Annotated in this window: 25 protein-coding genes; 8 read left to right on the top strand and 17 right to left on the bottom strand. The window is 47.1% G+C overall.

What is annotated here, in order from left to right; all coding sequences use genetic code 11:
- Positions 1 to 22 precede the first annotated feature (22 nt).
- Positions 23 to 481 carry a cupin domain-containing protein gene (locus MKY42_RS02190; protein ID WP_339848266.1) on the bottom strand — a complete coding sequence of 153 codons (459 nt, stop codon included), beginning with the start codon at positions 479 to 481 and terminating at the stop codon, positions 23 to 25.
- Between the two features lie 258 nt (positions 482 to 739).
- Between MKY42_RS02190 and MKY42_RS02185 the strand changes: the two genes are divergently transcribed.
- Entirely contained in the window at positions 740 to 1591 is an 852-nt protein-coding gene (locus MKY42_RS02185) for an AraC family transcriptional regulator (protein ID WP_090904091.1), read from the top strand.
- A gap of 114 nt (positions 1592 to 1705) precedes the next feature.
- Here the strand turns inward: MKY42_RS02185 and MKY42_RS02180 are convergent, their stop codons facing one another.
- The gene (locus MKY42_RS02180; protein ID WP_339848264.1) at positions 1706 to 3319 is read right to left on the bottom strand and encodes a glycoside hydrolase family 28 protein; all 1614 of its coding nucleotides are present in this window, start codon (positions 3317 to 3319) and stop codon (positions 1706 to 1708) included.
- A 437-nt stretch (positions 3320 to 3756) separates the two neighbouring features.
- Here MKY42_RS02180 and MKY42_RS02175 point away from each other — a divergent pair, with 437 nt between their 5' ends.
- From MKY42_RS02175 to MKY42_RS02160, 4 genes are all read left to right on the top strand, one after another.
- Positions 3757 to 4509 (top strand): amino acid ABC transporter ATP-binding protein, encoded by a 753-nt coding sequence (locus MKY42_RS02175; RefSeq protein ID WP_079695864.1) that lies wholly within the window; start codon positions 3757 to 3759, stop codon positions 4507 to 4509.
- A 32-nt stretch (positions 4510 to 4541) separates the two neighbouring features.
- Complete coding sequence (locus MKY42_RS02170; RefSeq protein ID WP_090904089.1) at positions 4542 to 5372, top strand: transporter substrate-binding domain-containing protein; 831 nt, start codon at positions 4542 to 4544, stop codon at positions 5370 to 5372.
- 103 nt (positions 5373 to 5475) lie between these two features.
- Positions 5476 to 6198, top strand: coding sequence for an amino acid ABC transporter permease (locus MKY42_RS02165; protein WP_090904088.1), 723 nt, complete (start codon positions 5476 to 5478; stop codon positions 6196 to 6198).
- 131 nt (positions 6199 to 6329) lie between these two features.
- Positions 6330 to 6980, top strand: a complete 651-nt coding sequence (locus tag MKY42_RS02160; RefSeq protein ID WP_063566273.1) for an amino acid ABC transporter permease — start codon at positions 6330 to 6332, stop codon at positions 6978 to 6980.
- A gap of 528 nt (positions 6981 to 7508) precedes the next feature.
- On the opposite strand, the gene MKY42_RS02155 is transcribed toward MKY42_RS02160, so the two are convergent.
- From MKY42_RS02155 to MKY42_RS02100, 12 genes are all read right to left on the bottom strand, one after another.
- Entirely contained in the window at positions 7509 to 8852 is a 1344-nt protein-coding gene (locus MKY42_RS02155; RefSeq protein WP_090904086.1) for an FAD-dependent oxidoreductase, read from the bottom strand.
- Positions 8853 to 8900: 48 nt separating this feature from the next.
- Entirely contained in the window at positions 8901 to 9755 is an 855-nt protein-coding gene (locus MKY42_RS02150) for a carbohydrate ABC transporter permease (protein ID WP_090904085.1), read from the bottom strand.
- Positions 9739 to 10653: a sugar ABC transporter permease gene (locus MKY42_RS02145; protein ID WP_339848255.1), complete on the bottom strand. Its 915-nt coding sequence runs from the start codon at positions 10651 to 10653 to the stop codon at positions 9739 to 9741. The genes MKY42_RS02150 and MKY42_RS02145 overlap by 17 nt, the downstream gene beginning before the upstream one ends.
- 203 nt (positions 10654 to 10856) lie before the next feature.
- Positions 10857 to 11567, bottom strand: coding sequence for a hypothetical protein (locus tag MKY42_RS02140; protein WP_339848253.1), 711 nt, complete (start codon positions 11565 to 11567; stop codon positions 10857 to 10859).
- A 30-nt stretch (positions 11568 to 11597) separates the two neighbouring features.
- Positions 11598 to 12893 carry a sugar ABC transporter substrate-binding protein gene (locus tag MKY42_RS02135; protein WP_339848251.1) on the bottom strand — a complete coding sequence of 432 codons (1296 nt, stop codon included), beginning with the start codon at positions 12891 to 12893 and terminating at the stop codon, positions 11598 to 11600.
- 103 nt (positions 12894 to 12996) lie between these two features.
- Complete coding sequence (locus MKY42_RS02130) at positions 12997 to 13764, bottom strand: response regulator (protein ID WP_339848250.1); 768 nt, start codon at positions 13762 to 13764, stop codon at positions 12997 to 12999.
- A gap of 5 nt (positions 13765 to 13769) precedes the next feature.
- Positions 13770 to 15593 (bottom strand): sensor histidine kinase, encoded by a 1824-nt coding sequence (locus MKY42_RS02125; protein ID WP_339848248.1) that lies wholly within the window; start codon positions 15591 to 15593, stop codon positions 13770 to 13772.
- 227 nt (positions 15594 to 15820) lie between these two features.
- Positions 15821 to 16009: an aspartyl-phosphate phosphatase Spo0E family protein gene (locus tag MKY42_RS02120; RefSeq protein WP_339848247.1), complete on the bottom strand. Its 189-nt coding sequence runs from the start codon at positions 16007 to 16009 to the stop codon at positions 15821 to 15823.
- Positions 16010 to 16256: 247 nt separating this feature from the next.
- Positions 16257 to 16766, bottom strand: coding sequence for a DUF1453 family protein (locus tag MKY42_RS02115; protein ID WP_090904080.1), 510 nt, complete (start codon positions 16764 to 16766; stop codon positions 16257 to 16259).
- A gap of 137 nt (positions 16767 to 16903) precedes the next feature.
- Complete coding sequence (locus MKY42_RS02110; protein WP_111620111.1) at positions 16904 to 17065, bottom strand: aspartyl-phosphate phosphatase Spo0E family protein; 162 nt, start codon at positions 17063 to 17065, stop codon at positions 16904 to 16906.
- Positions 17066 to 17196: 131 nt separating this feature from the next.
- Positions 17197 to 18582, bottom strand: a complete 1386-nt coding sequence (locus tag MKY42_RS02105; RefSeq protein ID WP_339848244.1) for a transcriptional regulator — start codon at positions 18580 to 18582, stop codon at positions 17197 to 17199.
- Between the two features lie 257 nt (positions 18583 to 18839).
- Complete coding sequence (locus MKY42_RS02100) at positions 18840 to 20225, bottom strand: transcriptional regulator (RefSeq protein ID WP_339848243.1); 1386 nt, start codon at positions 20223 to 20225, stop codon at positions 18840 to 18842.
- Between the two features lie 269 nt (positions 20226 to 20494).
- On the opposite strand from MKY42_RS02100, the gene MKY42_RS02095 reads away from it, so the two are divergent.
- Positions 20495 to 21619 (top strand): LLM class flavin-dependent oxidoreductase, encoded by a 1125-nt coding sequence (locus MKY42_RS02095; protein ID WP_339848242.1) that lies wholly within the window; start codon positions 20495 to 20497, stop codon positions 21617 to 21619.
- 98 nt (positions 21620 to 21717) lie between these two features.
- Here MKY42_RS02095 and MKY42_RS02090 read toward each other — a convergent pair whose 3' ends face one another.
- Positions 21718 to 22299, bottom strand: coding sequence for a TetR/AcrR family transcriptional regulator (locus MKY42_RS02090; RefSeq protein WP_109999324.1), 582 nt, complete (start codon positions 22297 to 22299; stop codon positions 21718 to 21720).
- A gap of 263 nt (positions 22300 to 22562) precedes the next feature.
- On the opposite strand from MKY42_RS02090, the gene MKY42_RS02085 reads away from it, so the two are divergent.
- Entirely contained in the window at positions 22563 to 23768 is a 1206-nt protein-coding gene (locus tag MKY42_RS02085; RefSeq protein ID WP_339848240.1) for an MFS transporter, read from the top strand.
- Between the two features lie 67 nt (positions 23769 to 23835).
- Here the strand turns inward: MKY42_RS02085 and MKY42_RS02080 are convergent, their stop codons facing one another.
- Positions 23836 to 24246, bottom strand: coding sequence for a DUF2000 family protein (locus tag MKY42_RS02080; protein ID WP_339848238.1), 411 nt, complete (start codon positions 24244 to 24246; stop codon positions 23836 to 23838).
- Entirely contained in the window at positions 24243 to 24806 is a 564-nt protein-coding gene (locus MKY42_RS02075) for a hypothetical protein (protein ID WP_090904072.1), read from the bottom strand. Before MKY42_RS02075 ends, MKY42_RS02080 begins: the two co-directional genes overlap by 4 nt.
- A 184-nt stretch (positions 24807 to 24990) precedes the next feature.
- On the opposite strand from MKY42_RS02075, the gene MKY42_RS02070 reads away from it, so the two are divergent.
- Entirely contained in the window at positions 24991 to 26232 is a 1242-nt protein-coding gene (locus MKY42_RS02070) for an ATP-grasp domain-containing protein (RefSeq protein ID WP_339848236.1), read from the top strand.
- Positions 26233 to 26265 lie beyond the last annotated feature (33 nt).

The raw sequence follows: 26265 nt of genomic DNA, 5'->3' as shown, positions 1-26265 counted from the left end.
TGCTTGTTAATTTATGGTTATATTAGCCTTTGGAAACCAGTTTGAAATCATCAAAATGGAAACCTGGTGCTACAACGCACGTTACCAGTACAGGCTCATCACCCAGCGGGCGTGCGGTTTGCCATACTCCGGCTGGAACGAGTACCTGCGGCGATTGACCCGCAGCAATATCCATACCCAGTAGGAGCACTTCTTCATTTTCCGGGTTTTCTCCGTTGCCGCCCAATTTCAATTCAATCGGACTGCCGCTATGCCATAACCAAAGCTCATCAGACAAAACAGTATGCCATTCCGAGACTTCGTGCGAGTGCAGCAGGAAGTATGTCGAACTTGCCGAGAATCGAGGGCCTGAGTATGTATCCGGCAGTACGGATTGTGGAATTTGATACGATGCCTTCCATTCTTCCTTATACCAACCGCCTTCAACGTGTGGCTGCATATTCAATGCAGCAACGAGTGGCGATAATTCATGTGTCGTCATATTCTGTTTCCTTCCTTCCAAATCGAATTGGAGACACCCCTATCCAGAGGTTAGCCTCACTCCCCCTACTGTAAAACATGAATAGACTTTTGTCACCTTTACAGCCTATATTAGCTTTCCGAAAATCATTCCGCCCACATTCTATTCATTACGTCTGGTCGGACCCTCATTTAAATGATAGCGTTTACAACAAACTGGATTTTCCGTTATGATATGGATATTAACCGTAAATCAGCTGGCGCAGAGGAGAGACGTGTTATGAGTGTTATAGAGAATCGGATTGGACCCAAATATCGAATTGGCGAGAGTTCATTCACCATTGAACACATGAGCAGACACAACGGGAACGCCATGCCACAGCCTCACGCACACCCTTTTTACGAACTGTATTATCTGCTTGAAGGAGAACGTGTCTATTCCATGAATGGTCAGCTTCTTACCGCCCGCAAAGGTGATTTGATCCTGATCAATCCCCATGATGTACATACGACGTCCAAAGGAAGCATTCCCGGCTTTGAACGAATTCTGATCGGGTTCTCGCCTTCTTTTGCCACCGGGATGGAGTTTGGAATATGCGGTCTGCTTCCCTTCGATCGTTCAAGGCTGCTGCACTTTCCTGATGCGGAGCAGCCCGAGATCGAACGAATGCTGTGGCAGATGCTGAAAGAATGCAAGGAGCGCCGACCTCATTATGAAATCGTGGTGAGAAGCCTGCTCGCCCAGATCCTGATTCAGATCCACCGGGTGCAAGAGAATACTCGGCAAACCTCTCCGGCTCCGCATCATCCCATGCAGGATAAGATCAGTGAGATCGTCACTTATGTGAACAATCATTATAATGAGCCCCTTACATTGGAAGAGGCCGCAGCGAGATTTTATATCAGTCCATCTTATCTTAGCCGAATGTTCAGCCGTTTTACCGGATTTCGCTTCAGCGAATATTTGCGTGTTACCCGGGTTCGGGAGGCACAGAGACGTTTATTGTCCACCCAAGAACGGGTGCAGCTGATTGCGGAGAAGGTAGGATTTGAGCATACAGCCCATTTTAATAAAACGTTTAAACAGGTGACCGGGACTACGCCGCTTCGCTATCGCAAAGAACATCGATAGATCTTCAAAGCGACTGGCGAAGCCGGACGTCTGTCATACGACAATCTGCCATGACATCGCGCGCCAGGATATGCCCGCGGTGATAAGATAAACCTATGCAACGTCGAACCCTTCTTACCTGCGGATGATTACACCACTTCTTACTTCAGGACCAACGGAGATTTGGCGCCCCTCTGTATCTGCATCACTTTCCCGGCATACGATCCCTGCCGATTCATGTCCTGTCACCATTAGGAGCCGACCGTCTGCGCCCACACCCTCAATCGATTCCAGCTCCGCACCCTTACACTGATGCAAATGAATTAACGATCCTTCGGTAATATGTGCGTTCATTTCGGCGATTCGCAGGTGCTTCGCATGAGCGCATTGCACCCCGTTACGAGCCGTCACCGTATATCCCTGAATGACCAGACCGTCCAGCGGCATTTCCGGCAGTCCACTCACCAATAACGCGGTTTCCGCTCCTGCACAGACTACATCCGATATCCGAATATCCCGGAACACCGGAGTCTCCTCACTAATCTCCTGAGTCAAGTCGCTACCGCGAGCTGATCCCTCCTGATTGGCATAGAAAAAGGAAAACGAGATAGCTTCCATTATGATATCTTTCATATAGATTCGCTCCACCTGAATATCTTCAACGACCCCGCCGCGCCCACGCGCACTTTTGAAGCGAAGCCCAATATCTGTTCCAATAAACGTACAGTCCGAGACACGCACATGCCGCACGCCACCGGACATTTCACTGCCAATGACAAAACCGCCATGACCGTGATACACGGTGCAATTGCGGATCGTAATATATTCCGAGGGCAGACCGAGTTCACGACCTTCTGCATCCTTGCCGGATTTCAGGCAGATCGCATCATCACCAACATCGAATACACTCTGCTCCACAACGACATGACGGCAGGATTCGATGTCCAGCCCATCCCCATTCTGGGAAAACCATGGATTCCGCACACTCACTTTACGAATCGTGACATGCTCGGATGCCCAGGGGTGCAGGTTCCATGCCGGCGAATTCTGGAACGTTGGGCCGTCCAAAAGCACTCGTTTACATTGACGCAAGCTGACCATGTTAGGACGCAAAAAGTCTCTGACTTCCTCATAAGCAGCCACGTCACACACTTGCTCCAGATGCAGACGATTCGCAATCGCACCGCCTTCAAGGGCAAAAGTCGATGGCCACCAAATGGCTTCGTCTCCGTCAGCCTGCTCCACCACACCGCCCGAAGAAACCAGTCGATTCCACTGCGATGCAGTCATTTTGGATCGTTTCACCGGACGCCATGCCTCTCCACCGCCATCCCAAATCCCCTCACCCGTGATCGCAATATCCTCCAGCTGCTCACCATCAATGGGCGACTGACACCGCACTGCCTGCCAACCCTCGAAGCTGGACGCAATCAGGGGATATTGATCGAAATTACGGCTGAACGTAACCAGAGCACCCGCCTGAACATGAAGCTCAATTCGACTGCGAAGCACAATCGGCCCCGTTAACCAAACACCCTCCGGAATGACAATTCGACCTCCGCCCGCTTCTGCACAAGCTGCTATAGCCAGCCGGAACATCTCGGTATTATCCGTCAAGCCATCCCCTACCGCACCATAATCCGTAATCTGAAAATCCCGTGCCGGGATGACAGGTAAACTCACTTCATAAGCCTTCGTATCAGATTCTGTACCTTCTCCTGTGTCCAGTGGGGAGTAATATGTATTCATCGTTCAGAACATCCTCTCTACCTATAATTGGATCGGACTGTTTATACTATTGCATCACTTACTGGAAAGCGCATTCTCGCTCCATCATATCAATGCCATAGGGCATAGGGTTGAGCTTTTTTGCCATGTACGATTCAGAATTTGATGTTATTTGTTTTTATGATCAGAGTCATAAAGTAAACATCTCTTCCAGTATACTCTATACATCTATTCCAATGGTTGTAAAACAACTAGGAGAATGGATGCATTTTTCTGTCAGGATTCGTCATAAATAGGTTAGTAATATAACAAATATATAACATATTTACTGGCTATAGCCCTATAAAACCCATTACTTATGTCATGTTTTATTACAAACCAATTGCCTTTAGCAGGATGAGTATGTATGATTAAATAACTAGTTTCAATTTATTCCTTATAATTCCTTTTACACACAGATGCTGCAGAAAGGATGGGGTCTCTTGATTGAATTTAGGGGTGTCCAGAAGCATTTTGGCCATTTTCATGTCCTCAAAGATATTCATCTTCACATTGAAGAAGGAGAAGTCGTTGTCATTATCGGCCCTTCCGGCTCAGGCAAAAGTACATTGCTCCGCTGCATCAATCGTCTGGAGACGATTACCGAAGGTGAACTTGTCGTCAGCGGTGTCCCTTTACATCAGAAAAAGGTGGACATCAACCTCTTCCGCCGTGATATCGGCATGGTATTTCAACACTTCAATCTCTACCCTCACAAAAAAGTCATCGATAACATTACCCTTGCACCCATGAAGGTGCGTAAACAGCCCAAAGCACAGGCAGCCTCTACGGCGATGAAGTATCTGACCCGGGTAGGCATTGCCGACAAGGCAGACAGTTATCCTTCCCAGTTGTCCGGTGGACAGCAGCAGCGTGTAGCCATTGCAAGAGGTCTTGCCATGGAGCCCAAAATCATGCTTTTTGACGAACCCACCTCTGCACTGGACCCCGAAATGATCGGGGAAGTTCTGGATGTTATGAGGTCTCTTGCCCACAACGGGATGACGATGGTTGTCGTTACCCATGAGATGGGATTTGCGCGCGAGGTCGCAGACCGAGTCATCTTTATGGATGAAGGCCGAATTGTGGAAGAAGCCTCCGCCGCTGAATTTTTCGACAACCCGAGAGAAGAACGGGCCAAGCAATTCCTGAGTCGTCTGATTCACCACTGAGAATAATCCATTTTGAAAGGGGTCTTTACCAAATGAAAAATGTATTAAAGTGGCCGTCGTTTATGCTTGTTTTGATTCTATCCCTTGTATTGTCCGGTTGTAGCACTGGAGAGGAAAGCAGCAGCGGCGGTTCTGGTGGGAGTACCGAAGCCAAAGGCACCATTGAACAGATTAAAGAGCGCGGCAAGCTCATTGCCGGCGTGAAATATGATACCAAATTGTTCGGTTTGAAAGACCCCGCAAGCGGCGAAGTCGAAGGATTCGATATTGATATCGCCAAAGCACTTGCCAAACAGATTCTTGGAGACGAAACGAAGGTAGAACTGAAGGAAGTAACGTCCAAAACGCGCATTCCGATGCTGCAAAACGGCGACATTGATATCATCATCGCCACGATGACGATTACGGATGAACGTAAGGAACAAGTGGATTTCAGTGATGTCTATTTTGAAGCCGGGCAATCCCTGCTTGTGAAAAACGACAGCCCGATTACCGGTCTCGAAAGTCTCGGCGGTGTGAAGGTACTTGCCGTCAAAGGCTCGACTTCTGCGCAAAATATTCGGGAAAAAGCCCCGGATGCCGAGGTCCTCGAATACGACAATTATCAGGATGCCTTCACAGCCCTCAAAGCGGGTAAAGGCGAAGCATTGACGACCGATAACATTATCCTGATCGGCATGCAGCAGACCGATAACAACTTCAAGCTGGTTGGTGGCAATTTCACGAGCGAACCTTACGGCATGGCGATTCGCAAAGGCGACACTGCCTTCGTTGAAGAAGTAAACAGCCTGCTCAAAAGCATGAAGGACAGCGGAGAATATGATACGTTGCACGAGAAATGGCTGGGCAGCAAGCCCGAGTAACCCCGATTAATGATGGTTAAGCGGCGACCTCGCCTATGCTGTGCCATGCATGGATAGGACGCAATCGCCGCTTCTACCTCTGGAGAACGGAGGCTTCGCCTACATGGGCAAATTGGACTTCAGTATACTGATTAAACACTCGGATCGATTCCTGGAAGGGTTCCTCAACACCATCCAGGTGAGCATCATGGCCTTGATTGGCAGCTTTATTCTTGGTGCAATTATGGCTATCTTTCGGATATCCCCCATTAAACCGCTCAACTGGATCGGCACGGCTTTTGTGGAGTTTATCCGCAACATCCCGCTGCTGCTCGTCGTATTTTTCTTCTACCTTGGCTTGCCGGCACTCGGCATTTCATTGGATGGCTTCATCTCGGGTACACTCGGTCTGACCATCTATACGGCCGCTTTCATTGCCGAAGCAATCCGGGCGGGCATTCAGACAGTCCCCCGCGGGCAGTTAGAGGCGGCGAGATCTTCCGGTCTGTCCTACGTACAGGCCATGAACCTGATCATTTTGCCACAAGCGATCAAGATTGTATTGCCGTCCATTGGCAACCAGTTTATCAATTTGGTCAAAAACTCATCCATCCTCGCGGTCGTAGCGGGCATGGATCTGATGTATTTTGCCGATCTGATCAACTCGGATACATTCCTACCACTGAGCGTCTACACCATTGTTGCGCTATTCTACCTGGTGTTGACTTTACCGCTCAGCTTCCTGGTTCACTATATGGAGCGCCGTTTCGGACAAAGCGATGCTGACGCCAGCCGAACCAAAGGCAAACCAAAAAAGAACAAACCAACGGGTCAGGTCACCATGTAAAATTCGAACGATATTCTCTCTGTGTTTAGTACACCAGTTTAAGGTGCAACTCTACTATCTACTATGCTATGCAGCTAATTTTTCCAAATTATTTCATTTTCTGTCCGCACACAGAAGGAGGCCGATGATCCATGGACTTTAGCGGGGCCTACGCCTGGCCCAACCTTCGTTTCCTGCTGCACGGATTCCTGATCACTCTGCAAGTGGCAGGTTTGTCGATTGTATTCAGCTTTGTACTCGGCACCGTGCTTGGTACCGTTCGATACACCCGAATTCCGGTCCTGTCACAGATTGTGGCCGTCATCGTGGATACGATTCGGAATCTGCCGCTGCTGCTGATCATTTTCTTCATTCATATCGTACTTCCCCAGCTCGGGATCAAAATGTCTGTCTTCTGGTCCACGGTTGTTGGACTAAGTCTGTTCGAAGGCGCCATGATCGCAGAGATTGTCCGCAGCGGACTCAAATCGATAGAACGTGGTCAGGTGGAAGCCGCCCGTTCCTCGGGACTGAGCTACATGCAGACACTTGGCGGCATCATTATGCCTCAGGCTTTGCGGCGCATGTCGCCACCGATGGTGAGCCAGTTCATCTCCTTGCTGAAGGATACTTCACTGGCAATCATCATCTCCCTGCCGGAACTGATGCACAATGTGCAGATCCTTGGTGGGCAGAGCTTCGATTACGTCATCCCTGCCCTGCTGCTCGCAGCCGTATTGTACTTCGTCATTAACTATACGTTGTCCATTGTGGCACGGCGACTTGAAGCACGAATGACTTGATGCATGGAAGGAATAAGGCAAGAAGGAATATGAAACATGAAGTAACATGAAGTAACTTGAAGTAACGTAACTTGAAGTAACTTGAAGCAACCTAGGCTTCATGGTTGATTAGATACGATGGAAATAGATATGAAGGAAAGAACCGAATTTGATAAAAAGAAGGAAAGCGTCCCAAAGACTCTAAATCCACGTATGCAGTGGACTTAGAGTTTTTTTGGGACCTACAGTTATGCTCATAAATTCACTAGGACTTCCCACCAATTTCTAACGAACTGAGGGAAGCTTATTTAGCCATTTGTGAGACAGTTTCTAATCTAACGAATCGTAGACGCTCTATTCCTCTGATTCCCCTGCTTTTACCCGCTATTTCAGTGTTTTGAGGTGAAATAACTTCACTGAGATTCGTTACATTTTTCATATCAGCTGATATCCCCAAATTAGACGTCTCAGGTTCGTTAAAATTTACGACCAATGATTAAATTAAGTCCACTCCCACTATTAATGATTCGCCCACAATCAGCTCATCCCCTAGATCGCTGCTCCGTTACGGCGTAGTTCCTTTTGCAGCACCGCTACCGACAGCTCCAACGGATCTAGCTTCATCTGAACAGCTAAAGCGGCTGCTGTTCCCGCAGCCTGCCCCGTAGCCATACAGCTTGGAGTCAGCCTTGTCGTTGCGTGAGCCTCATGTGTGGTGGAGATACAGCGTCCTGCCGCCAGCAGATTGCGAATATTGCGGGAAATCAGAGAGCGGTACGGAATATCGTATGCTCCGTCTCCTTCTATAAAAGCGGCTACGACGCCTTGACCGGAAGGATCATGAATATCAATCGGATAGCCACTTCTGGCGATTACATCGTCAAACTTTCGCCCTGCAACCACATCGTCCTTGGTCAACGCATAATGCCCGATGATTCGTCTGGATTCACGGATACCGATCTGCGGTGCTACCGCTGAGATGGAAGCCCTTTCGAAGCCAGGCACGTCGCGCTGCAGAAACTCAGCGATCATCAGCACCTGCTTCCGACCTTCCTGTTCCGCAGAAGTCAGATCCTCTGCATCTGTAGCATCCAGCCCCTGCACCCGGGTGCAGTTAATCAATACTTCATCTTCAGCCGGTCCGGTAAAAAATAATACCTGATCCCGATTAATCGGCACACCTGCTTTTTTCCATTGGGAATAGAAGCCGCTCACCCCGGTTAACGGAATACTGTCCAGTTCGGAGAAAGGGGTCTTGGCATAGAAATCCTCCGGGTGCTCCTGCATGTATTGTTTTACTCGTCCAAGGTCCACACCACGCATTCGGAATTTCATGGTCATCGGCTGTGATTGGTGATCGCCGTCTCGCCCCTTTGCAACAGAAGCGCCCGCAAGATAAGCCGCATCCGCATCACCGCTGGCATCCACGAATACGTTCGCTCTTAGCTCCATTCGCCCAGATTTATTCGTCAGACGTACCGCCTCTACCCGATCATCCACCATAACCACTTCATCCACGAAGCTGTGCAATAACAACCGGACACCCGCCTCCTGCAGCATTTCTGCCGCTACCACCTGATAGATCGCCGGATGGTAAGGCGTAACCGTATGAACAAATCCAACCGTATCCCGAAGATGCCCCGGAGAGCCGCCACGTGCCTGCAGTCGGTCAACGATTTCCTGGGCGATGCCTCGAATCACCTGCTCACCACTCTCCGTATGGAAGGTCATCCAAGGGTAGACCATGGCGGCAGTCGACATTCCACCAACGAACCCGTACCGCTCCACCAGTACTACTCGAACACCTTGTCGTCCAGCAGCAATGGCTGCCGCTATACCCGCCGGACCCCCTCCCACAACAACCACATCCGCTTCTTCCCTTTTCAACCTCATCCTTATCCGTTCACTCAAGTTATCACTCCTTCCGTTCTATTGCATGGACTACTCTTTCAGTCCTGTCATGGCAACTCCCTCAATGAAGCGCCGTTGTGCCAGGAAAAAGACAATCAGCAGCGGCAGGGTCGCCATAACAGTGGCACTCATCAGATATTGCCAGGCTGTTCCCACTTCATCCGTGAACAAGGATAACCCAAGCGGCAGCGTCATCAGTTCTCGCGAGTTAATGAAAATCAACGGATCGAAAAACTCATTCCAGATCGTCACAAACGTAAAGATTGTCAGCGTAGCCATACCAGGCTTGGCAATCGGAAGCATAATACGTGCATAGATCCGGAATCGGTTGCAGCCGTCAATCATCGCCGCTTCCTCCAGCTCGGTGGGTACTGTAATGAAGAACTGCCGCATCACAAAGATGCCAAACACGCCGCCCGCCCCAAAGATCGGCAGTAAAATCAGCGGAAGATGTGTATCAATCCACCCCAGCTGCCGCATGAACAGAAACATGGGAATCGCCGTCACCTCATGGGGAATCATCATCGCACTCAGCAGGATGAGAAATACCACATTACGTCCCTTGAACGGAATTTTGGCAAATGCGTACCCGGCGAGAGATGCAAAGAACACCGTACCCAGCACAACCACAGCAGCAATATATACACTGTTAAAATAAAAACGATGAAACGGAATTAATCGAAAAACATCGATGTAGTTCTGAAATCGGAAGGTATCCGGTATCCACTGTGGTGGATAGGTAAATATGCTCTGAGGCTCCTTGAATGACGTCGATATCATCCAGATAAATGGAACAAGCATGATCAGCGAGATCAGAGTCAGCAGCAAATACGTCCCAAGGGCACTGCCTGTCTTGCGAATCGAAGAATTAGGCATCGCCTTCATTGAATACCCACCTCTTTCGAAGCTGCCATTGCAGCAGTGTCAGAATCAGCACGATAAAGAACAGCACATATGCAAGTGCAGAGGCGTAGCCGAACTGAAATAATTTGAATGCTTTTTCCCAGATATAATAGACCAATACCTTCGTGCTGTTGCTCGGCCCTCCCTGTGTCATGACGTAGATCTGTCCAAACACCTTGAGCGAGCCAATCACGGTCATGACCATGGTTAGAAACACCGTTGGCGTAATCATGGGCAGCGTGACGTGAAAGAAAGTTCCCCTTCTGCCCGCGCCGTCCAGGGTTGCCGCTTCGTAAAGTGAACGCGGCACCTGCTGAATGGCTGCAATGAACAGCACCATGTTCAGCCCCACATTTTTCAGTACACTCGTCACAATAACCGCAGGCATCGCCAGATCCTGATTGTAGAGCCAGGCCGGACCCTTGATGCCTATCATTAACAAAAGCTGATTGATCAGTCCCGACTCTGTGGCATACATCAGCTTCCATACGATAGACCATACAATCAGCGAGGTCATGACCGGAACGAAGATGGCTGTTCGAAAAATCCCGATGCCGCGCAAACTTCTGGATAACAGCAATGCGAGCAGCAGAGCAAGCACAATGTTAAGCGGCACAAGCCCCGCAGTGAAATAAACCGTATTGGCGAGCACTTTCCAGAACATGGCGTCTGTCATCACATTCCGGTAATTCTCCAGTCCAATAAAATGATGATCCCCCAGCAGCGGCCAGTCGGTCAGGCTCATGTATAGCGCGAGACCCATGGGAAACAGCAGCAGCAGGGTAAACCCGAGCACCATCGGTGATACAAACAGCCATCCCGCGATCTGGGCCTCTCTGGCGAGCGGACCTCTTCCTGTACGCTTGCGTGAATGGGTCACAGTCAGGCCCTCCCTTTTATCAAATTTCTTCCCTGAAACGAATATTTACACTTGCCACTCCGATGACAGAACAACCTTCCGATCGCTGTTATCCCCAGATTTTTTTGATTCAATTTTACAAAGGGGGAAATCTGGGGATAAAGGCGAACACTCCGTTTCTTCAGGTTATTTCTGTCCTCTACGTTCTCTTGTAAATGTTTAGTTCAACTTATAAAGTCTGGACGGTTCAGATTGTCCACCGCATTACGGAAGGCGTAAACAGCCCTTCGCAGCTCCTCCTCCGCTCTGCCTGTTACGACCGCTCCAAGCATGATCGCCTTGACTCCGGTATCGTGCAGCACCCGAACATCCTCCGGCACCAGTTTACGCTGGGAAGGAACCAATACCGGAATTTGCGCCTGCAAGACCAGACGGCGGTACTTGAGCACGTCCGCAAAGCTTAGCGGTGTACCATATTCATTCCCAGGCACAATGGATGCCTCCAGGGCGGTGAAGCCGTAATGAGCCGCCGACGTGATGAGAGAAGGTTCATATTCGTCATTGATTGCAAACGTAGGGTCCAACCCCAGATCATCCAGCATGAAGGACGGCAAGTGATGTGCATAGATGGAATAGAAGTCAAAACCCAGCCCGGAAAGCCGCTCCACATCCTCTCGCCTTGCTCCATCAATACTGCCGGACGGTACGACCCCAAGCGGGCCGCCAAACTCGCTACGAATCGCCTGAAAAAATTCGGCATAATTATCCAGTGGACCAAAATGATTCCCGCTTGCGCGATGACCGACATTATAATGCACCTTCAGTGCATCAGCGCCCTCTTCAATTGCTGCCCGGGCCAAAGATAGGTCGTTCTCGGGTAGGCTGACCACAAGTGACAGCGATTTCCGATCAAGCAATTCCTTGAATTTGCCCACTATGCTCACCTCCTGTTTCTATAAAATGATTTATTGTTGCAGTACGCTTTGGATCTCTTCCTGCATTTGCTTCAGATTATCCTCGGGTGTCGCTGAACGAGCGAACAATCGATCAAATCCCTGCAATACCACATTGTCGATATCCTGCCAACGGATATGACCGGGAATCAAGCGCGCTTTTGGCATTTCATTAATCACCGCCTGCACAATATGCTCCTTGCTCGGATTATTCGGCTGATTAATGAACGCATCGGAGTTCAGCACAGAGGTACGCGGAGGCACAAAATAGGTGGCCGTCGCCTGAATACCCTGCTCACTGGCAAAATACTTCAACAGCTTCTTGGTTTCCTCCGGATGTTTGCTGTCGTTGAACATGGCATATCCAGCCTGCCCCAGCATCGGTACGCTGCCCTGTGAGCCGGAAGGCATAGGAGCGATACTCCATTCAAAATCCGTAATCTCTCTTGCCTTGGAAACATAGCTGTAGTTATCGAAGAACATGCCCACATTGCCAGCATCGAAGCTGACCTGCTCGCCTGCTTTTGGATGCGATTCATCGGTGAACATCATGCGCTCCAGCAGTTCAAAGGTCTGTACGCCATAAGCATCGTTCCAGGTGAACTTCGTCATGCCTTCGTCGAACGGGCCGCTGCCATTGGACCATGAATACGAGGAGAGCACAGCCCAGGTCTTCCAGTCGCGAAAAAAGTTGGCGCCATAGATCCGGTTGGTCGCCTCCTTGCTGGTAATCGTCTTGGCGGACTTCTCGAACTGTTCCCATGTCCATTGCCCTTGGCTGGCAAGTGTATTCGGGTCGGTCAGGCCGGCCTTGTCGAACAGCGTTTTATTGTAGAACATGACCACTGGAGGTGTGGAGAAGGGCAGCCCCAGCAGCTGATCGCCATCACGGAACAAATCCAGTGTACTTGGTATATAATCATCCAGCTTGAACTGGGCATCATCCTTGAACTCGGATACATCAGCCAGGATGTGATTGGATTTGAATTGTGGCACCATCCGCTCCGATACCCAGGCGATATCCGGGAGAGAGCCTCCAGCGGCAAGCACCGAAATTTTTTGCTGGTATTCTGCGAAAGGAACGGATTCCATCGTCACCTTGATGCCTGGATTCTCCTGCGTGAAGCCATCGATCAGCTTGTTGTATACATCCATATGTGCCTGATTGCCCCACATCATGAATTTCAGCTCAACCTCTCCATTCTCCCCGGCTGCTTGCCCAGAATCACTTCCGGAATTGGAGCTTGTGCACCCGATTGAAGCAACCATCATGAGTAAGAGTAGCATTATCAGTCCTGCTTTTTTCATGAAAATCCCCCTTATGGACGTAGTGGTATACATGTGCAACCAAAGTATAACGAAGGCATCGCCCGCTCATAAATCACGTCAATTACAGAAATGGTATGGTATTTCAAGAAATGCTGAATCGGTCACGATATTCCCCTGCTGTCCATCCCACCTGCTGCTTGAATACCAGCATGAAGTGCTTAGGACTCTGATGCCCGGATAACCTTGCAACATCATAGATTTTGAGTCCTGTGTTAACCAGCAGCCACTTGGCCCGTTCCATACGAGCCTCAGCGATGTATTCGGAGTAATTGGTTCCTGTTTCGTTCTTGAACAACTGGCTTAGATAGGTGGGGTTCAGATGAACCAGAGCTGCTATGGTCTGAAGTCGCAGGTCCCCATCGGGGTGCTGCTTGATGTGCTCCTTCACATCTCGGATAATCTTTCGCGCATCTCCGCCGGAGTGCTCTGCTTTCCCAGATGGCTCCGTGACTGGAAGGGTTGAAATGCCGTACCTGCGATCCAGCAGCAACTGAATTTTTTGGATGCATAACGCCAGTTCATGACGTTCAATCGGCTTCAGCAGATAGTTCAACACCCCGTACTCCATCGCCCTGCGTGCATATTCAAACTCCCCGTACCCGCTTATGATGATCATCAGCAGTTCAGGGTACATATCTCTTGCTTTGGATACCAGTGTCAATCCGTCCATTTCACGCATGCGAATATCCGTGATCAACACATCCGGTACTTCACATCTCAGAAAATCCAGTGCCTCCACTCCGCTCGAAGCTTCACCTGTTACCTCGAACTGAGGAGCCGCCTGTACAATCAGCTCTCTCAGTCCCTGACGGATGACCGTCTCATCCTCCACAAGCAATACTTTATACATGCGCTTCATTCCCCTTTCGGTTGAAGTTGAATGGATACTGTCACCGCCAGGCCCTGCCCGGGACTGCCATCGACGCTCAGGCTGCCACCTTCTCCATACATGAGGCGGAGCCTTTGGGCGATATTGTTAAGTCCCAGCCTGTCCCCCGCATGACAGCGCAATGCCTTATTGGAAGGCTGCCGAGCAATGGATTCATTTAATTCATCAATCTCCGCCTGAGCCATGCCTTTGCCATTGTCACGTACAATAATCAGCAGCTCATCATCAAATTTCAATGCAGATACCCAGATCACCCCGCCATCCGCCTGCCCTTCAATGCCATGGTAGACCGCGTTCTCCACCAGCGGTTGCAATACCAGCTTGGGAATCAGACAATCTGTAACAGCTTCATCGATGTCATAGATTACCTCCAGCTTGCCGTCATAACGTACTTGTTGAATGCGTACATAGGATTGCACAAAAGCCAATTCTTCCTGAAGTGGAACCCTCCGATCTACCTTATCAATCGTATAACGCAGCAGCTTACCAAGTGCCGTCACCATATCAGACACCTCAGCGTGCTTCTGGCGGACCGCCATCATGTTGATGGACTCTAATGTGTTGTATATAAAATGGGGATTGATCTGGCTCTGCAATGCCGACAACTCCGCCTCTCGCTCTTGAATGCCCAACAGAAATACCTCGTTGAACAGTCGATGGATCTCTTCCATCATCCGGTTAAAACCCCGGCTAATCTGTCCGAACTCATCATTGCTAAAGTGCGCTACGCGCTGGCTAAAGTCTCCCTGCTCCACCCGAATCATATTGTGCTTCAATCGAATCAGCGGCCTCGTTATGCGGTAGGATAAGAGAACCGCGAGAACTGCTACCGCCGCCATACATAACACAGCGAATCCAAACGTAAACGTGAGCATCTCGCCCGATTCCTTCTGAATAACGGCAATAGGTGTCAGGCTGATCACCGAAAGTCCTGAATAGCTGGAATGGTGCTGTACGTAGAGATAGGGCTTCCCATCAAGGACAACCTTCTGGTTGCCTGCGTAGCCTTGAAGCTGGCCATGCGTTAACAGTTGGTCGTATGCGGACAAGCCTCCGGCTGAGGTGCGTTCGAATAGGAGCCGCTGCTTGCTGTCGACAATCATCAGGCTCGCATTTTGCTCAAAATTCAGATTGGACAAGAGCTGACCGAAAGCTTCCAACCGGATGTCGATCAGGATGTAGCCCAGTCGCTGGAGTGTCCCCGGATCACGAATCTCACGGGCAACCGATATATACGGCTCTTCATGAATGCCCGTGTAATAGCTGGGTTCGTGCGGAGGAAGCAAACGCCATTCGCCTTCCGAGCCGTTAAGCTCTGCAAACCAGTCATCCTGCCTGCTGTCCCATACCGGATTCACTGCCAGTGAATCCAGATTGGAGAACAAAATGCCGCTGTTGCTGATCAGATGGATGCCACGAATTTCCGGTCGGTCATACGCCTGACCGGACGTGTAGAGCTTCATTTTCAGGTAATCATCGGACCTCGCCCACGTACCCGATCCCATCGGAGCATTGTATTTGCCCAGAATGCCGAGCACCATCTGATCGTAGAGCGGCAAGAGCGACAACCGCTCGAAGTCCTTGAGCAGCCGATTCAGATTGGTGTTAATCTGGCGAACAATATCAATGGTGAACTGCTCCGTCTTGCGATCAATCGTCTGCGAGAAATGCAGGTAATTCACCACTCCCTGCAAGCTTAGCGGCAGTAAGGTCAACGCCAGGAACAACAGGAGCAGCTTGGTGCGCAGATTCATATTTCTTCCGAAATAACCCTGTACCTTGTCCATCATTTCCGTTCATCCCCCCCTCTCCCGATCATTGTATGATCCCTCTTCACAGATCAATCTGGATATAACTGGGGTCATCATATCCAGTTTTAATGATCGTTGGCTATCCTGCCAACCATGGGATTGGTACGGAATTTCAAGATTGAAGCGCAGCTTTCGGGGAAACGCAAAAAAGCCGACTGTATCGCTACAGTCGACTACTCTTCTATTGCATCAAAAAACCGACTGCATTATGCAATCGGCTGTCTTTTCATAAAGTGTTTTTTATATTTGAAGCGATTATATTCATTAATTAGTTCGTCCAATACCATCGATTGTTGAAGGACTTTGTAGTCTTGCATGCCATGATATTCCGCCAATCGACTTAACTCATGCCTGTTCTGTTCGATTTGGTCTCTAATCTGATTCGGTTCTCTCACAGCATGCACCCCCTCTTTTTAAAACATTTTAGGATACATTGCCAAAAAATTCATATTTTATTCCTTTGCAAAATAAAATGTTTGCTTACATAATAATATTTTCATAACCAACATTTTGCATTAATTCGTGAAAATTGTCACAACTACCGCATATAGATATAGTTCACTCACGCCAAACTACATATCGTACTCATGGAAAAAATGGAGTCCCTTAACGTAAAAACTAAAGACAGAAACCCATTATAAATTATGTTCCAATCGTATGCTGTACTTTGCTCGTTCTGGAGCGGATTAGAATCCCTGCCACACGCACCAAAACCATAGCAGCCGTCATTAATATAAATGCAGGACCGATATTCTGAAGATCCAATTGATGCTCAATTGCATAGTGATATGCTTGCTGCGGATGATGCGTAATCCATTCCACCGGGACAATGCGTAGCAGGAATGCCGCCGCCCAAACGACCACACTACCTATCCCCACTCGGGTATACCACTTACCTGCCGTCGCATCGAATTCCATACGCGTTATTCCCAGCACAATCATTCCAAACATTGCTCCTACAATCACAGCCACCAACAAAAACAGCACATTATTGCCTGTAAAAGTCATGTATTTAAGAAATTTGGCTGCATAATAACCCATAATAACGAAAGGTAGCAATAACCGATAATAACGTACTGGCTTTCGTCCAATTGAAGTAAATACTAATACCGCAAACATGATGATCATCTGAATCCACATGCTCGTTGTCATATGTTGTTCCCCCTGTAATTTGCTTGATTTGATGATTTAAGCATAGCAGGGAGAACATCGCTCTAGCGTCCACAAACGGGTGGATCACGAGGTCCACCTGTGGGTGGATCATAGTGGAGGATAAGAGCATTAACAAATTAGTATTTCTCTCTTAGTCGAATGTATTTATTAATCAGTTCATCCAGCACCATAGACTGCTTGAGAACCTTATCATCATGCATGCCATGCTTCTCCACCAACCGACGCAAATGTTGCCGATTCTGCTCGATTTGATCTTTGATCTGTTTGATTTCTCTCACAGCATGCACCCCTTTTTCAAACAATTTTAGGGTACATTTATCTAAAAATTCATAATAGAATGCTTTGCAAAATTGTATACTAAATCTTCATAGTAAAGTTGGTTACGTCAAACAATACTAGCTCTCTGTAGTTATATGCTTTTAATTCTATTCCCAAAATTTTGCGAGCTCAGGCCCTCTAATAACCTATTGTACTGTTCTTCCTGTTGGTTCGTTACATGCCTTCTGAATTTACCATATAAATCAATAGATTTAATGGACATTAGGTCATCGTTACTTGATGATGATAACTCCAGGCTCGTGAGCAAAGTTTCGATCCCCGTTGCGTATCTTTGTTGGTTGAGCCTGTACTTCGCTAATTCATAATAAAAATGTATATATCTATGATTCAACATCTGCATATTGTACGTCCCTTTTAAATGCATATCCGTGTTGAATTGTTTAATATAAGGATCGAATCTATCCAAGGCATAATCAATATCCAGTGAGTGCTGGTTAGCTGCTTGCGCAATATTTACGAATGCTATTAAAATCTCATGTGGATTAGCATCCAGGTAATTCAGATAAGGGTCAATAACCTCATGGTTCCCATTCATCAAATGGTATAAATACCGATTCCCCTCTGCCCATCCTTTGAAACGTTCTATTAATTCTTGCTCTTCTTCTGTTGGATTAGAGATTTCAATAACATTCACGTAAACATCTGTATATTCCAAAGCTTTTACATATTCCTTACGTACTTCGCAGACACTTGCCTTCAATAGATTTGCATATGCTTTATATGTAAATATGGGGTAAAAGGCAATTCTTTTTTTATTTTTGCGTCTTCGAGATTGAAGTTCAAGTTGAAAATCAACTTTTCGTTCCAGTTCTTCGGCCAATTCATATACCTTATCCCAATGATGTATTGTATTATAAACATTCGCTAAATCTTTAACAGCATCCAGTTGTATTTCTTCATCCAATTTCTCAATATAGGGTTCCAATTGGACCGCTGCTGCCAGATTATCGAATTTGCTCATGGTTTTATGAAGCAAAAAAATACGGTACTGGCATAACGCCAACCGTTCCGAGTGCTGATATTTCTCACCTGCGGCTACGCATTCATATAAAATAAGCGCCGCTTCCTTCATTTCTTTGGAATACAGATTCTCTGCCATTTCAAACAATTCTGAAATATACGATCGATCATCCGTAACCTGATAGACTACCTTTTTAATACAACCTAGCTTGTTAAGTTCAGCGCAGCGATACAGGAACGGTTCCAGACGCCTCCAATGAGGTGCGGCTTCGACAAAACATTCCACACTGTACATTTCGTAGAAGTATCCCTTCTCCAGCCCCATACCAGATGTGATTTGATCCAACTGATTCATAGCTAGAGGTTTGCTGCCCTTGAGGATGGCACTTAATGTACCAACGTTAACACCCGTGACATCTGAGAATTGCTGTAGTTTATATCCTCTTTCTCTTATGTGATTCTCTATGTATGTGCGTATCGTAGGTGCAAGTTTCAATTCTCCCACCCCCATCAACCTAACTAACTTAAGGATTCATCAGCTCGTAATAAATGTAATTTTAATCCTGAATTTTACAATGGTCAATCTGCGCAAAAAAGGCTTATTTCCGATCTCGGAAATAAACCATTATAAAACCTGATAATTCACTACTTAAAGACTATAACATACCACCACCATGTGTAGTCGTAAGCGATGTTACAAAAGGGATCCCATGATCAAATGAACCTAACTGGCTGACATTAACGACTAGTAAACTAAGCAAGATGAAATAAACGATTTTCTTTTTTATCATAATTACGCTCTACCTCCATCATTATCATTTTATATTGTTGTGCATGATCTGGAGTGGATATGTGTCTATATCTCTCATATAACGCTACACAATGTATAGTCTCTTTATGGCTATTAATTTTAACTGCTTCTTTCAAACAATATAAAAGTTGATTCATGCCCTCAGGGTACTGACCACGATTGAGGTAATAAACACTTTGTCCAAATAAAAATGTGATATAGATATCCGACTTGACCTGATCGGTGTAACCTTTTAATTGATCAATTTCCGAATAGATTTGGACATTAAATTTATGGAGTATTTCATTGATATCTTGGTCAAATTTATTAGCCACTTTCAAAATATTAGTCATAGCAGGAAGCACATCTGATTCGTTTATTTCGATAAAATCAACATATGCTGGCAAAATACTCAGATCACCCATCATTAATTTATAGACATACGTGTTCGCTTCTGCCCAAAACTTAAAATTAGATATATATATCCGATCTTCTTCGTTAGAATTATGAATATTCACTACATCTGTATATACCCCTGTATAATAAAGTGCGTCTTCATACTTTTCCTGCCCCTCACAAGCAGCAGATTTAAGTAGATTTGAGTATGCTCTATATACAAATAATGGGTATGCGGTTAATCGCTCATTTTTATCCTTTTTTTTCTTTGTATACAATTGTAAAATTTTCGTTTTCTGATCCAGCTCATCAGAAAGGGAAAATAACTTGTCCCAATATCTCAAAGCCAAATATGTATTCGCCAGGTCCTTGATCGCATCCAGCTGCCGCTCTTCATCCAACCGATTAATATATGGCTCGAAGTGCACGGCTGCCCTGAGATTTTCATGCTGATCCTGACCCAGAGATAGTGTGAAAATACGATATTGGCACAATGCGAGACGTTCCGAGTGTTGGTACTTCTCACACTCCGCGACACATTCATATAACATGCGGGCCGCTTTCTTTTGTCCGCGTTCAAGCATGCCTTCTGCCATTTCAAACAATTCGGAGATATAGGAGCGGTCATCCGTCACTTGCTGGATTATCCGCTGAATACACTCGAGCTTGTCCAACTCGGCGCAACGTTGCAGAAAAGGCTCCAGTCTTCTCCAGTGCGGTGCAGATTCCACAAAACACTCAGCGCCATAAATTTCATAGAAATGACCTTCTTCCAGCTTCATGCCTTGGGTAATCAGATCCAGTTGAGCCATGGCAATTGGCCGCGTTCCTTTGATGATCGCACTTAACGTTCCAGCGTTCACACCCGATATATCGGCAAAGTATTGCAGGGTATAGCCCTGTTTCCTGATGTAGTCCTCAATAAAGGAGCGTATCGTAGTTGTAGGTTCCATGTCTCCCACCTCCACAATGAAAATCCAAAAATTTGAATTTATATGATATGCACAATTTTAATCCTAAATTTTACAGCGGTCAATAAAAATCGTGGCAATTTCCTGCCCATTTGTTCAGGTTTGAGCAGCTTTAATCCGCCTTATAGAAAAAATCCATTAGAAGAATGCAGGGCAACATGGTAAAGTTAGTTCTAGCTTGAATATCCTACTATTTCCATAGGATTAGACAACCCAGGTGCTTTTCCAATCCAATCCGAGGGGATGGTTAGATGAAATTTGCCTTATTTAGTCTCATGATGAATCTTCCAAATGCCGTAACTGGTGAATCATTAACGACACAACAGAAGTTCCACAATATTCTGGAACAAGCCAAGCTGGCCGAACGGCTGGGGTTCGATGCATATGGGATCGGTGAGCGGCATGGCGCACCTTTTCTGTCTTCCTCACCTCCCGTCGTGCTGACCGCCGTCGCTGCTGCGACTTCACGTATCCGGTTGCTAACAACAGTCACTGTTCTTAGTATACTTGATCCGGTACGGGTTGCCGAGGATTATGCCACGCTGGATCAATTATCGGGTGGACGGCTGGAGATGATCATCGGCAAAGGCAATGATCCTCGGCACTATCCCCTGTTTGGCATTAGCGAAGAGGAACAATGGGATTCACTCGGTGAACGCTACGAGCTGCTGAAACGGCTGTGGACTGAAGAGAACGTAACCTGGCAGGGAACGTATCGCCCTCCCCTTCAAGAGGTTACCACTCAGCCGAGACCGCTCCAGCAGTCCATTCCGATCTGGCATGGCAGCGCATCGAGCACCCGCTCTACCGAGCTTGCAGCGAAGTATGGCGAACCGATATTTAGCTCTAATTCCTTCCACCCGCTGGCAAAATATAAAGCGTTAATTGATCATTACCGGGAGCGTCTCGATTATTATGGTCATGATGCGAACCGAGCGGTGGTCGGCTCCGGGGCAGGCAGCCTGTACCTCGCGAATACACGCGAAGAGGCGATCCGTCGTTATACGCCTTATTATGAGGCCTTTCATGCTACGGCCGCTGCGCAGCACAACCAGTCACCCTTTAAGGACCTGGAAGATAACATTGCACATGGCCCTGTACTGATTGGTAGTCCAGAGCAGGTCATTGAGAAGATCCTCAATTACCATGCCGCATATGGACATCAGGTACTGAGCATCAGCGTGGATGGACTCAGCCATGCGGAGCAGCTGGAGCAGGTAGAACGCTTCGCCCAGGATGTAGCACCCGTGTTACGACGCGAAATACCCAGTTTCATATGGAACGAGCCCCCGATCCTGAACCAGTCTCTTCCCTCTTCCACTTCGCCTTCTCCCGATTCATGGCCCCCAGCCATCTCACCGATCTTCCAGGTGTAGTTCTCAATTCTCCACACATTCCCCATTCATCCACAAGCCTTTATGTATCCAGGGTGATTCTTGCGAATCGCCCTATCCCTCCCCCAAGATGTCTTTCTCTATGATCCAGATTTAATCCCTTCAAATAAGGAAATCAACGAACGCTGCACGAATTCAGTATCTATCGCTTCGCCAGTCACCAGCATGCGATAGAACATCGCTCCATAGACGAGGTCTATGCACAGTCCGATGTCACAATCCTTTTTCAACTCTCCCCGTTCTACACCTTTTTCGAAAATTCCCCACGCTTCGCGCCGACGAGGCTGAATGTATCTGGTTCGGTATTCTTCTGCAAGCCCTGGATCAGACTGTCCCTCTCCGACAATCTGTGTGATCACTTTTCCTTCCCGGCTGCTCAAAAAAACAACCAGATTGCTCGCATGAATGCGCACATCCTCAAATACCGATCCTGTATCCGGTACAGGTAATCTTGCCGTTGCCGCAGACATGTACCCATCCATAATGACAGCACCTTTATTGGGCCACCATTTATATATCGTTGCTTTGCTCACCTTAGCACGTTCAGCAATTTTTTCGATCGTAACCGCTCCGAAGCCGTGTTCCAGTAATAATTCATAGGAAGCTGCAAGAATCGCATTCTGGGTTTCCACATTGCGGGGACGCCCTCTTTTGGCTGTCATCATAAGCCCTCCTTGGTGCAACAAATGCATCTGTGATTCATAAAAACTGTACGTTCATTATACTAAAACACCGATACATTAAACAATTTCGTTCTTACCTTAATTCCGACATGCAAAAAAAATCCCCACACCTATTTACAATACTAAACGTTTAGTTTATTATATGTTTGTAATTAGTAAACGCACCGTTTATTAATTCAAAATTTGCAATACTAATTTACTTGAATAAAAAATAATTTAAGAACATGTGGAGGGTGATACTCATGGATATACAACCTGATGTGAAGTCACATTCAGTTCCAAGCTGGTTGATTTTGCTTTTGGCTGCGGCGTGCGGGCTGATTGCGGCAAACCTGTATTATGCTCAGACGGTTATAGGACCAATCGGCGTGACAACAGGGCTTTCCTCTGCTGCTGCTGGACTGATTGTGACATTAACACAGATCGGATATGTTATTGGCCTGCTGTTTATCGTTCCGCTCAGTGACGTTCTGGAGAATAAGCGACTGGTCACTTTTTCCCTCATCATTCTGGTCGTTGCATTGATTGCCGCTGCCTTCTCTTCCCATGCCGTATTATTTCTGACTGCTTCCCTCGTCATCGGGATTAGTTCAGTCGTTGCGCAAATTCTGGTTCCCTATGCCACCTACCTCACTTCTGAGGTGCAACGCGGACGGGTTGTCGGCAATGTGATGAGTGGTCTGCTGCTGGGCATCATGCTGGCTCGGCCAGTCGCCAGTTTTATTACAAGCCTGCTCGGTTGGCAAGCGGTCTTTGTCTTCTCGGCAATCATTATCGGATTGCTTACATTGCTCCTGTCACGTGCACTTCCTGCACGTCAGCCACAACCTGCGATGAAGTACGGACAATTAATTTTGTCATTAGGTTCCCTGCTCAAAACATTTCCCATGCTTCGCCGCCGAGCTCTCTATCAGGCCAGTCTGTTTGGCGCCTTCAGCTTGTTCTGGACTACAGTTCCCTTGCAGCTCGCCAACGAATATGGCATGTCCCAGCAGGGAATTGCCTGGTTTGCACTGGCTGGTGTTGGGGGTGCCATCGCAGCACCTATTGCCGGAAGATGGGCGGATAAAGGTTTAACCCGCATCTTAACCGGACTCGCCATGGTGATCGCGGTTGCATCTTTTGGGCTTGCCTATCTGTTCCAGGGTCACTCTACCGCTACCCTTATTTTGCTTGTGGTCGTTGCCATCACATTGGATATGGCGGTCTCGGGCAATCTGGTGCTGGGACAACGCATCATTTATTCGTTAAGCGAAGCAAGAGGACGGGTAAACGGGATATTTATGTCGATCTTTTTTGTAGGGGGCGCAATTGGATCATCTCTTGGCAGCTGGTCCTACGCACATGGAGGTTGGAGTCTCACCACATTGATTGGTCTGGTGATGCCTCTGCTGGCGCTTGTATACTACTTAACGGAAAAGAAAGTCACCGTTGTCAGTAACCCGTAACCATCCTTCCATACGTAAACAAAGGGCAGAGTGATCCACAGGATCAGCTTCTGCCCTTTGTCCATCATCATTTCATGACACTAAACTTCTTGGTTGTGGCCCTAACCTTGTCATCCTCTCCCCACACAATGACACCTACAACTTTGGTAACTTCCATTTCCATCGAAGCGATCTCATCTGCATATTGTTCGAATGCATTATTGAGTGATTGACCCTTCTGTGAAAACACAACATAGCTCACTTCGTCGTTGTCAGCTGAACAGGATTTAGCCAACTGGATCAATTGATTCTCCCCAGCCTTCAAAATAACCGTGCTATACCGGATGCCTGCATGCTGAACGCCGCTAAGATCCAGTACAGGTGTATCAGAATATAAATCCGGCTCTTTAAGGGCTGCTTGTCCCATCAATAAGGCAGCTGCATTCGCTGCGGCGCCAATCTCCAAATTTTTATCCAATATAATAGCTATTCTCTTCATACGAGTGCATTCATCCTCTGTACATTTTTTGTAAAACATACCCACGGCATATTGATTCCCTCACGCAATACCTTGTAGGTCACGAGCCCGTAATGATCGGCACAAAGCTGATTCGTGACCGCAATGGACCTTTCAGTGTGATGCATGACCTTCCTGCAGGCTTCGGGGTTGGACGATACGGTGCTGCTCTCTCTATAGATTATACTGAGTTCAGATAACAAGTATGTAGTTGCCGGATGATGAAAAATAACGTCGATCTGATCAGGACATTCCGCATGGAATCCGGATAGAACCAGCGCAGGAATCTTCTCTACAAAGCTCTCAGACACCACTAATTCGGAATCCATGATGAAACTGTTGAGCTTGGGATAAGCCCCGGGGACCAATAGGCAGGAAATTTCCCCTGATTTCAAGTCTTCCGCGGCCGCTTCAAATTCGGGGTACGGTTTGATTATATCAGAGTTGTTGAGTTTCTTAGCGATATGCATGCTGCAAGTCAGGAATCCTTCATCGTCTCCCAATGTTCCCAGTATGGCATATTTGCTTTCAGTAATCTCCATTTTTTTCTATTTCCTCCCTTTTATTCAAATCCGGTACGATCGTATACCAAAAAAATCCTGTTGTCAATTAACACTTTAAAGTAACAAAAATTTTACAAAAACCGTATTGAAAATGGAATATTTTTATATATAATGTTATGAAATGGTCTTTTTCTAATTTTTGTTCTTCATTGAAGGAGGATTTATGAAAACAATTGTATACATATCTGATTTCAGGCTTCCATCAGGCTTAAACTTCGTAAAACCTTTGAAAAAATTTGCTGATCACAAAAAAATTCTGATTATTGAACGTCACAATCTGCTTCATGATGATTTGCTTGAGGATTTCTTCGATGAGATTAGATACGTGGATCACTTGGAATCCGTGGATGACATCAGGGAACACATTATAGAAATCCGACGTTCCCACTCCATCGTAGCGTTGTTAACTCCGGGTGAGAATGCGATTGAGATCGGCGGCCAGATTCGATCCGAATTTGGTATCCCCGGCATGCAGCGCAACCAGGCTGAAGCCGTCCGCAATAAATGGATTATGAAACAGATGCTCCATCAACGAGGAATTCGGACGTCTGACATTGCAATCGCTCTTCATGAACAGGATTACATTCGTTTCACTGATATACACGGGTTCCCGATTATTGTGAAGCCACTCAGCGGATATGGAAGTATAAATACGTTCAAACTGTCCAGCATGGAAGAACTGATCCATTATCTTCACCATACTAGACAAGCGCAGCAACGGGACTTGCTGGAGGAGTTCATCAACGGTACAGAGTTTCACTGTGATTCTATTGTCTCCAAGGGGAAAGTTCTATTTTCATCCGTTTCCCAATACCTGTATAACTGTTTGGATATTGCTACTAAGCAGAAGCCACCTGCCAGCATTACGTTTCCTGAAGGCACTGAGGCTGACTTTATTCACCACATCAAGGAAGTCAATGAACAGGTCATTGCTGCACTGGGAATTAATCATTCCGTAACACATGCCGAGCTTTTTCTAACTTCGGAGGGAGAAGTGGTATTTGGAGAGATCGGTGCAAGAATCGGGGGTTCACATGTTATGCCTCCTTGTATCAAGAACACACATGGTGTTGATTTATTCGAGGCAGTCAGCGATCTGGAAGTTGGAATATATGAGTTCAACAAACAACAGACGAATAATAAATATACGGGTATGATCTGCTTCCCTTCTCGCGCAGGAATGATTCAAAGCATATCAGGGATAGAAGATTATGAAGATATCTCCGGCATCATTGATTTCAATGTATCCTATCAAGTGGGACAACGTGCCGGGGACGTGAGCGATACGATGACCAGATCGGGTTTTGCCATTGTGGAAGGGAATTCATTCGAAGAATTGCGTCAAACACTGCTGAATATGTACGATCGCTTCAAGATTGAAGTTACTGTTACCGAACCCGTATAAAACGCGGGATGGACCATAAAGGCTTGTTTTTGA

The sequence above is a fragment of the Paenibacillus sp. FSL W7-1088 genome (assembly GCF_037969855.1).
Taxonomy (GTDB): domain Bacteria; phylum Bacillota; class Bacilli; order Paenibacillales; family Paenibacillaceae; genus Paenibacillus.
This window is presented reverse-complemented; position numbering and strand designations above follow the sequence as displayed.

Excerpts from the sequence above, each read along its gene's own strand:
- MKY42_RS02130 (WP_339848250.1), bottom strand. The coding sequence starts at position 13,764 with ATGTATAAAGTATTGCTTGTGGAGGATGAGACGGTCATCCGTCAGGGA.
- MKY42_RS02095 (WP_339848242.1), top strand. The coding sequence starts at position 20,495 with ATGAAATTTGCCTTATTTAGTCTCATGATGAATCTTCCAAATGCCGTA.
- MKY42_RS02185 (WP_090904091.1), top strand. The coding sequence starts at position 740 with ATGAGTGTTATAGAGAATCGGATTGGACCCAAATATCGAATTGGCGAG.
- MKY42_RS02070 (WP_339848236.1), top strand. The coding sequence starts at position 24,991 with ATGAAAACAATTGTATACATATCTGATTTCAGGCTTCCATCAGGCTTA.
- MKY42_RS02180 (WP_339848264.1), bottom strand. The coding sequence starts at position 3,319 with ATGAATACATATTACTCCCCACTGGACACAGGAGAAGGTACAGAATCT.
- MKY42_RS02190 (WP_339848266.1), bottom strand. The coding sequence starts at position 481 with ATGACGACACATGAATTATCGCCACTCGTTGCTGCATTGAATATGCAG.
- MKY42_RS02165 (WP_090904088.1), top strand. The coding sequence starts at position 5,476 with ATGGGCAAATTGGACTTCAGTATACTGATTAAACACTCGGATCGATTC.
- MKY42_RS02125 (WP_339848248.1), bottom strand. The coding sequence starts at position 15,593 with ATGATGGACAAGGTACAGGGTTATTTCGGAAGAAATATGAATCTGCGC.
- MKY42_RS02135 (WP_339848251.1), bottom strand. The coding sequence starts at position 12,893 with ATGAAAAAAGCAGGACTGATAATGCTACTCTTACTCATGATGGTTGCT.
- MKY42_RS02080 (WP_339848238.1), bottom strand. The coding sequence starts at position 24,246 with ATGAAGAGAATAGCTATTATATTGGATAAAAATTTGGAGATTGGCGCC.
- MKY42_RS02100 (WP_339848243.1), bottom strand. The coding sequence starts at position 20,225 with ATGGAACCTACAACTACGATACGCTCCTTTATTGAGGACTACATCAGG.
- MKY42_RS02150 (WP_090904085.1), bottom strand. The coding sequence starts at position 9,755 with ATGAAGGCGATGCCTAATTCTTCGATTCGCAAGACAGGCAGTGCCCTT.
- MKY42_RS02115 (WP_090904080.1), bottom strand. The coding sequence starts at position 16,766 with ATGACAACGAGCATGTGGATTCAGATGATCATCATGTTTGCGGTATTA.
- MKY42_RS02075 (WP_090904072.1), bottom strand. The coding sequence starts at position 24,806 with ATGGAGATTACTGAAAGCAAATATGCCATACTGGGAACATTGGGAGAC.
- MKY42_RS02085 (WP_339848240.1), top strand. The coding sequence starts at position 22,563 with ATGGATATACAACCTGATGTGAAGTCACATTCAGTTCCAAGCTGGTTG.
- MKY42_RS02090 (WP_109999324.1), bottom strand. The coding sequence starts at position 22,299 with ATGACAGCCAAAAGAGGGCGTCCCCGCAATGTGGAAACCCAGAATGCG.
- MKY42_RS02155 (WP_090904086.1), bottom strand. The coding sequence starts at position 8,852 with ATGAGGTTGAAAAGGGAAGAAGCGGATGTGGTTGTTGTGGGAGGGGGT.
- MKY42_RS02160 (WP_063566273.1), top strand. The coding sequence starts at position 6,330 with ATGGACTTTAGCGGGGCCTACGCCTGGCCCAACCTTCGTTTCCTGCTG.
- MKY42_RS02170 (WP_090904089.1), top strand. The coding sequence starts at position 4,542 with ATGAAAAATGTATTAAAGTGGCCGTCGTTTATGCTTGTTTTGATTCTA.
- MKY42_RS02175 (WP_079695864.1), top strand. The coding sequence starts at position 3,757 with ATGCTGCAGAAAGGATGGGGTCTCTTGATTGAATTTAGGGGTGTCCAG.